The sequence below is a fragment of the Anabaena sp. PCC 7938 genome, from assembly GCF_049315035.1.
GTDB classification, from domain to species: Bacteria; Cyanobacteriota; Cyanobacteriia; order Cyanobacteriales; family Nostocaceae; genus Anabaena; species Anabaena cylindrica.
Map to the genome: position 1 here is coordinate 13,642 of NZ_CP186034.1, position 12,051 is coordinate 25,692.

14 protein-coding genes are annotated in these 12,051 nt (G+C 35.9%); 4 read left to right on the forward strand and 10 right to left on the reverse strand.

Annotation, left to right across the window (positions count from 1 at the left end):
• Window positions 1-137: 137 nt before the first annotated feature.
• Window positions 138-1,061, reverse strand: a complete 924-nt coding sequence (gene dnaN / locus ACOWPH_RS00050; RefSeq protein WP_342342686.1) for a DNA polymerase III subunit beta — start codon at window positions 1,059-1,061, stop codon at window positions 138-140.
• Window positions 1,062-1,359: 298 nt separating this feature from the next.
• Here dnaN and ACOWPH_RS00055 point away from each other — a divergent pair, with 298 nt between their 5' ends.
• Together ACOWPH_RS00055 and ACOWPH_RS00060 are read left to right on the forward strand one after the other, a co-directional pair.
• The gene (locus tag ACOWPH_RS00055; protein WP_422665653.1) at window positions 1,360-1,482 is read left to right on the forward strand and encodes a hypothetical protein; all 123 of its coding nucleotides are present in this window, start codon (window positions 1,360-1,362) and stop codon (window positions 1,480-1,482) included.
• Window positions 1,475-2,182 carry a transposase gene (locus tag ACOWPH_RS00060; protein ID WP_422665654.1) on the forward strand — a complete coding sequence of 236 codons (708 nt, stop codon included), beginning with the start codon at window positions 1,475-1,477 and terminating at the stop codon, window positions 2,180-2,182. The genes ACOWPH_RS00055 and ACOWPH_RS00060 overlap by 8 nt, the downstream gene beginning before the upstream one ends.
• 276 nt (window positions 2,183-2,458) lie before the next feature.
• Here the strand turns inward: ACOWPH_RS00060 and ACOWPH_RS00065 are convergent, their stop codons facing one another.
• Complete coding sequence (locus ACOWPH_RS00065) at window positions 2,459-3,022, reverse strand: hypothetical protein (RefSeq protein ID WP_242043077.1); 564 nt, start codon at window positions 3,020-3,022, stop codon at window positions 2,459-2,461.
• Between the two features lie 174 nt (window positions 3,023-3,196).
• Here ACOWPH_RS00065 and ACOWPH_RS00070 point away from each other — a divergent pair, with 174 nt between their 5' ends.
• Window positions 3,197-3,337, forward strand: a complete 141-nt coding sequence (locus ACOWPH_RS00070) for a helix-turn-helix transcriptional regulator (protein ID WP_199327357.1) — start codon at window positions 3,197-3,199, stop codon at window positions 3,335-3,337.
• Between the two features lie 29 nt (window positions 3,338-3,366).
• Here ACOWPH_RS00070 and ACOWPH_RS00075 read toward each other — a convergent pair whose 3' ends face one another.
• Window positions 3,367-4,563, reverse strand: a complete 1,197-nt coding sequence (locus ACOWPH_RS00075; protein WP_190645383.1) for an NACHT domain-containing protein — start codon at window positions 4,561-4,563, stop codon at window positions 3,367-3,369.
• Window positions 4,564-4,565: 2 nt separating this feature from the next.
• On the reverse strand, window positions 4,566-5,396 hold the full coding sequence (locus ACOWPH_RS00080) for an NACHT domain-containing protein (RefSeq protein ID WP_171815781.1): 831 nt from the start codon (window positions 5,394-5,396) through the stop codon (window positions 4,566-4,568).
• A 112-nt stretch (window positions 5,397-5,508) separates the two neighbouring features.
• On the opposite strand from ACOWPH_RS00080, the gene ACOWPH_RS00085 reads away from it, so the two are divergent.
• Window positions 5,509-6,708 carry an ISAzo13 family transposase gene (locus ACOWPH_RS00085; RefSeq protein WP_081593733.1) on the forward strand — a complete coding sequence of 400 codons (1,200 nt, stop codon included), beginning with the start codon at window positions 5,509-5,511 and terminating at the stop codon, window positions 6,706-6,708.
• Here ACOWPH_RS00085 and ACOWPH_RS00090 read toward each other — a convergent pair.
• The 6 genes from ACOWPH_RS00090 to ACOWPH_RS00115 form a co-directional block, all read right to left on the reverse strand.
• Window positions 6,695-6,874 carry a hypothetical protein gene (locus tag ACOWPH_RS00090; RefSeq protein WP_015213413.1) on the reverse strand — a complete coding sequence of 60 codons (180 nt, stop codon included), beginning with the start codon at window positions 6,872-6,874 and terminating at the stop codon, window positions 6,695-6,697. The genes ACOWPH_RS00085 and ACOWPH_RS00090 overlap by 14 nt on opposite strands.
• 226 nt (window positions 6,875-7,100) lie before the next feature.
• Window positions 7,101-7,622, reverse strand: a complete 522-nt coding sequence (locus ACOWPH_RS00095; protein ID WP_015213414.1) for a hypothetical protein — start codon at window positions 7,620-7,622, stop codon at window positions 7,101-7,103.
• 143 nt (window positions 7,623-7,765) lie between these two features.
• Window positions 7,766-8,242, reverse strand: a complete 477-nt coding sequence (locus ACOWPH_RS00100) for a hypothetical protein (RefSeq protein WP_150110992.1) — start codon at window positions 8,240-8,242, stop codon at window positions 7,766-7,768.
• A gap of 108 nt (window positions 8,243-8,350) precedes the next feature.
• A complete protein-coding gene (locus ACOWPH_RS00105; RefSeq protein WP_015213416.1) occupies window positions 8,351-8,968 on the reverse strand; it encodes a TniQ family protein in 618 nt (205 codons plus the stop codon).
• Window positions 8,952-11,426, reverse strand: coding sequence for a Mu transposase C-terminal domain-containing protein (locus tag ACOWPH_RS00110; RefSeq protein ID WP_015213417.1), 2,475 nt, complete (start codon window positions 11,424-11,426; stop codon window positions 8,952-8,954). Before ACOWPH_RS00110 ends, ACOWPH_RS00105 begins: the two co-directional genes overlap by 17 nt.
• 3 nt (window positions 11,427-11,429) lie before the next feature.
• Window positions 11,430-12,014 (reverse strand): TnsA endonuclease N-terminal domain-containing protein, encoded by a 585-nt coding sequence (locus ACOWPH_RS00115; protein ID WP_244887738.1) that lies wholly within the window; start codon window positions 12,012-12,014, stop codon window positions 11,430-11,432.
• Between the last annotated feature and the right edge of the window lie 37 nt (window positions 12,015-12,051).

The following is a 12,051-nucleotide window of genomic DNA, read 5'->3' on the forward strand; positions in this document are numbered from 1 at the left end:
ACATTTTTGAGAGTTAGGCAAAAACACCAATAAGAGCTTCAAACGTATACCTCAAGGGATTGACATCATAAACCCCAACTAACGAAGCTGGAGTTGGGGTAGTTCACTTCCACAAAAGAAGCAACACTGTATTTTCTTTACTGCTGTGGAGTATACAGTGGTAGTAAGAAATGACGCATGGACATTTCCACCTCTGGATTTGGTCTATCTCCATCAGGAACTAGCATAGCGGGATGATCTGATTGCTGCAAGTGCATTTTGATACTTGAACTAGGAATAGCTTTAGCAGCTTCTATCAAATACTTGAGATTAAACTGAATATTCAACATCATTTCTGTCGGTAAATTAGCAACAATCACCTGATCACCCTTACCAAATTCTCGTTCAATAGATAATCGTAACTGCTGTAAACTGCCATCAAACTGTAAATAAATTCCTTTCTCTTTCTTATCTGTTAACACAGATAACCGTTCCAGTGCTTTAACTAGCGGTGCTTTTTCTAAAATTACTTCTTTCTCAAAGCTGAATTTAGTTAATAATTGCTCACAATCAGGATAAATTCCTTCCACAACTTGACAGCTAAGAACGACATCTTGCCAAGCAAAACCCAAGCGATTACTTTGAGTATCATACAGGAGATTAATAGATTTCACATCATCATTTAAGTTACGGGCTATTTCTCTCACTACACGACCAGGCAGAGTAAATTGCATAATTTCCTCAGATGGCACTTGTTGAGATTGAACTTGTTGACATGAAACTTGTTGACGAGGTTTTCTGCCAATTCGGTGAGTGCAAAGTTCAGTAATAGCAACTCGATGACCATCAGTACCAATAAACTTTAACTTCTCCTGTGCCAGTTGGAGATGAACTCCAGTCAAGATATATTTATTTTCATCAGTGCTGACCGCATAAAGTACACCTTTCAAACCATCTTTGAAAATTGTTGTTGCTAAAGACACAGGAGTAGCATCAATTATGTTAGTAGGTGGGAATTCTTCAGCACTAATGCCTCTAATTTCATACTTACCATCAGCATCAGATAAGCACAGAAAGCAGATTTTTGTTTGTGGCTTATCATCATCAGTAGATTGAGGATTTTTTGTTTGTTGCTTATCGTCATCTCACATCTTGCACCTGACCGAAAACCTCAGTATTAACCGAAAATAAGAGAACAAAAGAAACATCTAAAAATCATACCTACAATTTATATACTGAAATAATAAACTACATTTACTCCCAGTATATTTACAAATGACATATATGAAAAGAGAAATAATGTCATCTGCACAGAAACACTTGTATTTTTTTATGAAAAATGAGAGAAAAGGGCGTAGAAAACATTAATCAGCAAGAAATATGGAAATCATTCTTGCCCACGCCCATAACCTAATGTACACCATTCTAGCATTGATGCCTACTCGTTATCAAAGAGATAATTTGGAAGCAATGCTAGGATTATTTCTAGCCGCAGATGGATAAACCTTTACCACATTACAGTAAAGCCAAATCCGAAAGTGCATTAAGTCGATTTTTGAATATTAGTAATTGGTCTACTCGTAAACTCATTTATCATCTCCGCCAGCAGGCGCTTGAACAAATTAATAGTCACTGTCCATTAGGGCGAAAAGCATTTTTACAAGTGATTATTGACCTCACAACTTTAGAAAAATGTGGTAAATTCAAAGGTTTAAATAACTTAATAAGTGTCTACAATGGTAGGCGAGGTTTCCATATAGTAATCTTATATTTGGTAGTTGGAAAATGGCGTATACCCTGGAATTTTCGCGTCTGGAGAGGTAAAGGTACAGCCAGTCCTGCTCAGATGGCACTACGAATGGTACGTAATTTACCAAAAGATTTTACCAAAAAATTCGAGGTGAAAATTCTAGCTGATACAGCCTTTGGCACTAAAGATTTTATCAACGGTATTCGTAAACTTAAATATCATGCTGTCCTTGGTATTGGTTGTAATCGTAAATTAATTAATGGCACTCCTGTTAAACTTTTACATCGTCGAGGAAGACAAGTTCAACTCGTTGGATTAGATTTTCCTGTTACCCTTTCTTGGTATTATTTTAAACGCGAGAATGGTCAGTTTGTCAAAAGATATGTTATCTCTACAAAACCCATTAAAGCTAGCACTATTTCTTGGTGGGGTAAACGCCGTTGGCTTTCTTGAGGTTGGTTCAAAACTGCTAAACATCGCTTTGGTTTAGACAAGTTTGGACAAGGCACTCTTTTAGGGGTTTATCGTTGGTTAATCTTGTCTATGACTGCCTATTTATTAGCATATTGGGCATATATTTCATCTTCCTTATCTGATTCTTTGGACTGGGGTAAAGCTGCTTTTCTTGCACTCTCTACTTTTCTTCCTCATTTAGTCCTGTCTTTGTTATTACTTGACATTGAACGACTTCGACCCTTAGCACTTAGTCATGGAATTGACATTACTATTTTAAGGTGCAAGATATGAGTCATCAGTAAATTGAGTAATTTGAGTTTGACTATTCAGAGAAATAGTCCCATTAGGGCAATACTTGACTATCTCCAATAAAATTTGCACTGGTACAGTAATTTCACCCTTTAATAACACTTGGGCAGCAAAACTCGCCTGAATTGTTAATGCTATATCTGTGACAGTTAGATGTATCTGTTGTGTTTCCACATCTGCAATTATAAGGACATTGGCAAGAATAGGATGACTAGGTTTAGCTGGGGTAGCACAATTCACTAAAAAGAGGGCATCGTAAAATTTAGCTTGTTCACATATTACCTCCATGCCTAATTCTCTGGGTATTGGAGGGTTTAACTTTGATTTGGATTTTTTTTGCTTATTCCGCTTCTTTTCGATGGGTTCAGTTGGAGTATCAGGGTTTGCAGATGTAGATTTCTTCTTTTTAACTTCAGGTATTTTTGTGATATTTGTTGATACTTCACTGTCTATTTCAGGATTAGCAACACTTGTTTGTTTTGTCTGATTTGCAGTCTTTATCTTTTGTCTTGGTGCTGTTTGAGTCATAATCGTTTATCTCTGGTTGCGTCATTACTAGAAAGGTGACTGCGGTAGCAGAAATAAAATTATTCAGCACTAATTAAAAGTACGAAGAGAAGTAGGTAGACGAGATGTATCTCAGACACAAATTAGCGAATTTTTATCTGGAAAGCGCAGTATTATATTACAGCAGATACAGCTTTGCGTCTATCTTACTATTTTAGCAACACTGCCCAGTTTTGGTTAAATTTACAAACTCAATATGATTTACGTCAGGCATTTGCAGAAAATTCAGAAGTTTACAATCAAATTCCTAAATTTCTCTCTGATGATGTAGCCTAAAATTCAATACAAATTATGAGATGATCGCTCTATTCGGCTATTTCACGTTTGCGTTTTTCAATTTCGGCGATCGGCAATAATAGGGTTTCTTCAATTTCTTGCCTCACGCTATCACTTACTATACAACCGCTATTTAAATATGTTAATATTAACAACTTATTAGCATCATAATAACTTTTTAATAAGTTTCTTTCTTGATTATCATTAAATTTAAAATCATCAATATCTCCATGCTTTTTCACAACTAATTCAATTTTATTAAAAAAAGTTAACCTATTATCCTTCCACCAATACTTAAACTGAATGATTTTTTCGTTCATATATGGATACGGTTGATTTTGTGGAAGTAGTTCTTTAATATATTGTAAATCTTTTTTCATTTCATCATTATAAGCATTTTGAATAGAATATATTAAAGCATCATTAATACAGATAGCAAAATGATTAAATCTAGTATTCTCAAGATAATTAATAACGCTTTTATTATCTAAATAGTTATAAATAATTTCTGAATTAAGATCATTAATTCGTTCATAAATATATTTGAAACCATGATTGAATTTTATTATTCTTTCCATCTCTCGTTCAGAATTTGGACTTATAGAGAGTGAAATTCCACCATCTAATGAATTTTTATTTGTAAGAAATAAACAATCTAAATAGAATGCTCGAATAGCTGACTTTTTAATATATGGTATCTTAATTAAGATAGATTTTTTATTAAGTAACGAAAGAAAACTTTGCAATTCATTATTAGAGATTATAATCGCATCAGCTTCTTCCTTCATTAGTACAAGTAAATCTTCATAATCTATAATTTCACCAATCAATAAAAAAATTTGTAACCATTTTTTGTTGGTTATAATTTTTTTTGCTAATTTTTTATAATCTTTTATATCTGTATAATTGGAAGTATAAAATAGGGTAGCAAAATATTCTTGAAAGGTCAAATGCGAGAATGACCAAATCTCGTGTGATCGCTCAATCAATAATCCATGCTGAGATTCCATCGCCTTCAATACCACTTGACTATCTTCCTGCTCAATCTTCAAAAACTCCGCAATATATATCTCAATCTCCGTTTGCTCAAATAATACATATTGCTCTTGCTCAAACTTTTTCACTGCCAGATAACTCAATAGCCCTAGCTTCCTCTTCACTGACAAATCCCGATAAATCTCATCTCGTTCAATCTCCCGTGATTTGTCCCATTGTTTTAATAGCAATTCTAACCCTTCTTTATATAGCTTAGAACGCTTTGAGTAAAATTTTCCTGTCTTATAACCGCACAGGTTAAACTCAGTAAAATCGGGGTAATTGCTAAATCTTGAATCGGCTTGTTTTCATCTAGAAACAACTGAACTAAAAAATCTTTGGCTTTTTCTTCACCAGTCTTAACATCCTGAATGACTACTTGAAACCATTGTTGTACAAATGTTTCTACTTGCTTTTTATTAAAATCTGCTACCTCTACATACCGAAAAAGAAGAGTCTTCCAGGCAGACTGTAAATCATGATTCTGGGTTCGGCAGGTAATAATAACTGGATTTTTTGGGAAAGTTTCAATAAACTCCTTGATCTGATCTGTGATCTTGCGACCGTTTTCTCCCGTAATTTCATCCAGACCATCAAAGAGAACAAACGCTTTACCCTGGCGGAGAATTGCCTCAATTTCTATCTCTGAAATCTGCCAAAGTTGCATCAAATAACATTTAATGTTGTAGTCAATCGTAGTTTTCCGTTGAATAAAGCGTCTTAGTTGAATCAAGACAGGAATTTGATCCTTTAGCAATTTTCCTGTATTACATTCCGTCACAATTCGCTGTAAGTAGGTCGTTTTACCAGAACCTGGTTTGCCTAATACCATCAGTTTAGGATTCTCAATCTGTCCATTGCTCGTTTTCGTTGCCAAAATTTCTAAACCTGAAACCCGCTTCAGTTTTTGTCCCAATCCAATCCGATCTAAACTGCGATCCCTAGAATAATTATTTAACCCGTGCTGAAAGTCTTGCCACAGATTTTTTACCTCATCTCTGCGCTCACTACTGGGTTCTTCCAATATATTGACATCAACAAACAAATCACTTAAGAGAACTCCACAGAATGATTGATCCTATAATGAGAGAAGATAATTTCAGTGTGCAGCCGACCTCATGCGTCCAAAATCTATAATTCAACTCACGGAGAACCTAAAATCTCTGTACATAAAAACAGCCAAAAAACTCAAGGGAAGTGACCGAAGACAATTCATGGCAGAAGTAGTCAAAGGATTGGGAATAGGTGGACAGACTTTAGTAGAACGGGAGTTAGGATGGAATAGACGTACCATCAGGAAAGGGATGCAAGAATTGGAGAGCGGTAAGCCTTTTATTGATGGTTTCGACCGGAGTGGACGCAAGGGAGCAGAAGTAAAATTACCGAACTTATTGAAGGATATAAAATCCTTAGTAGACCCACAAAGTCAAACTGACCCCAGCTTTAAGAGTACCAGGTTATATACACGCATAACGGCAGGTGAAGTGCGTCGTCAACTAATTGTACAATATGGTTACACAGACGAAGAATTACCTTCATCAGAAACAATTCGTCGAAAATTGAATGATTTAGGCTATACCTTAAAAAGAGTCCTGAAAACCAAGCCTATCAAGAAAATTCCGGAAACAGAAGCAATTTTTGAACAAGTTGAACAAATTAATATTGAAGCTGACAATGATCCTCATACTCTACGGATATCTATTGATGCTCATGTGGCAGTTAAGGTGGGAGAATTTGACCGAGGTGGTACAACTCGGATGCCAACAGTCTCATTAGACCATGACTTTCCGACGGAAACAACTCTGACTCCCTATGGTATTTTTATCCCTGAGTACAAGGAGTTATTTTTATTCTTCGTTACTTCCAAATTAACTGCTGATTGTATTGTTGACTTACTTGAAAGCTGGTGGCAAACTGTCAAACACCGTTTTACTCACATTCAAAAACTGGTAATTAATCAGGATAATGGACCGGAAAATCATTCTCGTCGGACTCAGTTTATGAAGCGGATGGTCGATTTTTCCACATCATCTCAACTGAATTTACAACTTGCCTATTATCCGCCTTATCATAGCAAATATAACCCGATAGAACGTTGTTTTGGTTGGTTAGAACAGCATTGGAACGGCAGTTTACTTGACACTGTTGACACTGTGCTGAATTTCGCTCAAACTCTCACATTTAAGGGTAAAAATCCGGTTGTCACATTGGTAGAGAAAGTTTACTCCACAGGTATTAAACTTACCATCTCGGCTATGGCAGAAATTGAAACACAGATTCACCGCCTCCCCAATCTCAAAAAATGGTTTGTGGAAATTTTTACTAAACCAGCCTAGTTATTGGATCATCTTTTTTGTGGAGTTCTCTAAAAGGCGAAAGTCCGGCGGCTATTTCATCAGCGTTGACATATTCAAATACTTTTAGGAAGTAGGGAAGGATTTGTAATGCGGCGGTAGTTTTACCAGAACCGTTTGCACCGCCGATAATGTATAAGTTGGGCATTATTTTAGGTTTTCAAATTTCAATGCGGTTCTATTGCTAACAACCACCTGCTAAATCTGGATACTGTTATGATAAATATTTACAAGCGTTATCGTAACTCAATTTAGTAATTATTTAAAATGGATTTTCTTACTATTTATTATACACTTTATGGGCGGTTTTTAAATCAAGGTTCAGCAGTTTTTATGACTTTTAATTATCATGTTTGCAGTGGAAAATGAGCTTCCTACTGCCTCACTGGATAATACAACCCATCTTTAGGCTGAAATTTCCACCCTAACCCACTTGGGTCACGATTCCTCGACCAGCTGATAAATTCCTGCTCACTCTTGCTTTCCCGTTCTGTAATTATACTTTGGAGAGTAACGCCCAATCTCTGCGCTAAATTTTCAGGTGCAAAAGAATTAATTTCTACTGGTTGTTGTTGATACTGATAGGCATATCCTGAACGGCGGGGTCTAGAGTTACCACCACTGTATTTACCAGAAGCAAGCGCACGTTCTATTTTCTCTAGTTGTTCTGCAAGAGTTTCCAGTTTACTGGACAGCAGTTCATCTTGTTGGCAAAGGTGCGCTTCCAATTGCCCCAGTTTATCGTCAACTTGCTGTAATTCACCTGTTGCTTCCAGTTCCAAGCTGCTATCGAATTGTGAAATCACTTCCTGTAATGCTTGCAGCAGCGCTGTTGTGTGACCGTTGCGGTGGATTTTAGCTAAGTGGCGTACTATAGGAATTAGTACAGTAGGCACGTGTCGGTTCGCAGACTAAATGAAAAAATTTCAACGAAATAATCAGGGTTCTAACTTACCTTGTCGCAGACAAAGTGAAAATCTGTCGCGGAGTAGATGAAAAATTCCTACCAAAATCGCAGACTAGCTGAAATTTTCCGACTTTAGCCCATCTTAAAGAAAATCGTATCATCCTGAATATAAAATTGGCTCGTATTCAATAAAAAACCCAAGCTCATCTCTTGTAACCCAAATTTTTGAGTGAATCGTTTTAAAGGAGACTGATTTTGTTCAAGAGAAACATATAAAGAATAAACACGGAATTTTGTCCTCAAAGAAATTTTTACCTTTTTTATAGACATTCGAGATAATAGACTCCAAAAATAAACCTCCATAACATTCAATATAAATTTGTATTCATTCAGCAAAAATAACTTAAAAATTGATTTAAATACCCTCAATACTACATTATGTTTGTTAATAGGTTGTCCAGAGTTATTGTCAAGATTTTCTAGATAATCTTCATAACCTAACATCCAACTTAAAAATTCTTCTTCCCAATTGATTAATATACAAAAAACTCTATCAAAACAAAACTTATAATTTTCAATTGGGGAGACTGGAGATTGTATCCTATCCAAGAATTTATCTCCAATATAATCAAAATAACGAAATTTTATGAGGGAGAATAAAATCTGCATTAAAGAAGCTAATTTTAATTGGTATAATGGATTTAATAATGATAATTTTCAGATATTTTCTGATTCTATATTCCCAATTTTACAAAGTTTATATATATGTGAAGATAAAACGAGATTTTGCGGATCTAAAATTTCGTCTGGTTGATAGTCACGCCAGTCAATTCCACAATTACATCTGGTGATACTTGGTCTTAGCCATGTAATATTTTGGGAACATTTAAGACATTTATCAATTAGTAAACAAGAATGGAATGGACATACGGAAACAACAGATAAATCCCATATTTTTCGACAATAAGCCTTGGACTGTAAACAAATTTGGCAAAGCTTTGCTTTTCTATTGGTTAAAGTATAATGAGGGACTATACTTTCAAATACCTTAACACTACTTCCATATTTAATAGGACTTGGAACTACAGTAGGAAATGTCATTGACCACAGAAGACTTTCTTCTATACCAGAAATCTTACTGAGTTGGGATAAATCATCTATTCCTGGCTGGAATACATTAGCATATATTCCTCGCTTATTCAAACCTGATATTTGAAAAATAAAATTAGGGGAAGGATAGTAATTGCTCTCACTAAGCCTGATAATATAACCAGCCAAACTCTCATCAGGATAGGGAAGAGGACGGCGCAGAAATCTTTTATTTTCGTAAAACATCAGATGAAACTAGTTTTTTCTTTTTGTTTTGGATTCTTCGAGAAGTACCTCCCACTATCGTTAATGACTCTATATCCTCAGCAGATTTATCTGCTTGAGATAGAAAATCATTAGTGAGGAAAGGATTTTTTTTATTAGGTTTATCTGCTTTTACATATTTATCAAATGCCAGAGCTAATAGATTCAATTCCAACTTCTCTTTGCCTAACTTCAGTGCCAGATGTGTTCCATAACGAATGAGCTTCATCACATAAGCAACAATTCCGTCAGAAGCATAGTAAAAACGCAGAGCCATCTCATTTGATGCCAAATAAGCGTCTGTTACTTTATCCGATAAGCTGTTAATAGTTGAGGCGGGAGATTCTTTACTAGCTAAGGGATTTCGCTGTTTTTTAGATGTAGATTTTTCTGCGGCATTTTCTCCAGAAGAATTTAGTTTTTTATCATCAAGATTAATTTCCATTGTTTTTTGATTCTTATCAGGTTCTGATGATGGGCAATTATTAAATGCACTGCCAATATCTGATATTCCTGCCATTACATTTGATTCATGAGCAGGAATATCAATATTAGTATGTATTTGTTCCGGTGGCTTTTCTTCAATGTATTCTGTGTTTATTCCCGGGACACCTATTCCTTTCCATCTTGCCATTGCTACACGAGTTTTGCCTTTTTTAGATGAAAGCCATTCCCGTTCAACAATTTTTTGAATCTTCTCTTTGGCTAAAGCCAGTGCCACGATATCTACTTTTTCAGCTTCAATACTTGCCAGACGCTTTACCACTTGATGCTGCCAGAGAGTCATTCCTTTCGTATACTCTTGAGATAGCGCAGGCACTTCCAAAAACTGGTGTATTGTTGAGTCAAAAACATAAATTCGTGATAAATCGGTTGGGTCATATTTGACTGTTGTTTTTGCTTTTGTAGATGTGGAAGAACGAATCCGAGCTAGTTCATGACTGTTATATAAAAGACCTTGAAATTCTACCCCATGTCTAGTAATTTGGCGCTTCGTTATATTACCGATTAAAACTTTTAGCTCTTGATTTGATGATGGTAAAGTCGGGGGAAATTCTGAGATGGCTTTTGACCAAACAGTATGACGGGGAGACTTGAGTGAGGGATGAGAACTTTGATTATGGATATCGACGATGAAAATGTGTAGAATTTCTTGTAGAGCCTCAAAAGAAACTACAGCATTTTTGAGAGGGTCGTAATCATACTGCTTCATCAAGTTGGAAAAGTTTTTACCTGGTTTATCTGAAAGCAGTAGACTATTTAAAGTGCCAAAGTATCTTTCAATCGTACTTTTATACCAAGGCATTTTGGGGGGACAATATTGAATGGCGATTCCTAACTGAAGGCAGGCATCTTCAAAGTGAGTGCTGTAAAACTCTTTGCCATTGTCAACTACAATTACTTCGGGCAGCCCATAAGTTTCCCAAGTATTTTCTACGCTGGAGTATTGCGCTCTCACATAATTTTTGGGGTGTATGGCGTGTAGGAGACATTGCATCACCGATAAATAACTGGGTGGCTCAAAAGAAGCGTAATAACCTAGCGTTATTCCTGAATATTTGTCTACAGCAGTTGTTAACCAAGGTGTTCCAATGGGCAACCGATTGGATGTGTCCACTACAAACAGCGGTAATTTGGTGTGGTCTATTTCTACTCTTTCTAAGGGACGAGTAGAACATGGACCCTTCATTACTGGGTCATACATTTGAGAAGCTATACGAGAGCCGTAACGAGAAGAAGTGATTACAGATGGTTCTAATTTAGAAACAAATCTATAAATAGTTGAACGGTGTGGAATTTTTAAGGCTTCAATACCGATAGCTACTCGTTGCTCATTTTCATGAATTATCAGGCGTAAAACTTCATCATAAACATCTGCAATGTCGGGTTTCAAACGTGTAAGATAAGTTGACTGAACTGCTTGCTCAATAATTTGAATAACTTCTGAATGGAGTTTGGGACGATAATCTCCTTTACTAAAATGCTTTGGAATTAATGAACGAATATCTTTCCCGGCTGCCTCATAAGTTTTTAGCCAACGGTAAAGAGTTAGCCAACTTGGAGGATTAGGGTCATCAATTTGTTTCTTAATTTCTTCAATAATCGGTTGTAGAAAGTCTTGATTTCGGTGAGGTACATCTAACTCTAAAACCAAGCTGATATAGCAATATCTCCTTTTGGCTTCGGCGCGTAGCGACTCAGGAATTTGGGTAAAATCAGCTTTTATATAATTGTTTTTTTCTTCAGATGTTACAGTTGTCTGGATTTCTAACTCGCCCTGAAATAAAAACTGAATGAAAGCACTATATGTGATTTTAGATAATGCTTTTGTAACAAATTCACAGATTTGAAACTCTCCTCCATCTAAACGCTCTTTTATCACGTATTCACGTCCATGAAGCCAGAAATGCAGTCCTGTTCGGAGTTGAATTCTTTTCATATACTAAGAAATTAATGATTGGAAATTGCCTGGATTGGGGGATAATTTAATCAGGCTATTGGCAGTAATCGGTTGCGTTAAATCTATCTCTATCAATCCAAAATAAAGCAATTTAAATAAAATACTTTTCTCTATTCCTAATTTTTTTAAATCAAGACAAGCATCGTTCAAAGGAATTGACGAAACTGAAATGAAATACCTTTGGCAATCTAAGTAATTTTGAATTGTGAGCGGTGTTCTAGCATACTTATACAGCAGTTTGATATTATCTAATTTTGGCTGTTGTCGAATCATTACATCAGTAACAACCATAAATTCCATGTTTTGCTCTTCACACCAAACAGCTATGTGCCTCCACTTGTCAATATTAGAAGCATCGTTGAATTTTGAAGCAGGTTTTACTTCTACCACCTGTTGTCTGTCAGGTCTGGTAACCCAGAAATCTGGAGTATAGCTTCTGCAAGAACCCCTCAATGTGTAGTGGATCTTGAAGGGCTGACCTTTGTAGGACTCAACGCTGGGGTCAATCTCCAGTAAATAGATATAGTCTCGTTCGATTTGTGATTCCCACCAGATAATGGTGTTCATTTTCATTGAAGGGAATTTCCCAATGACTTTCTTTGTT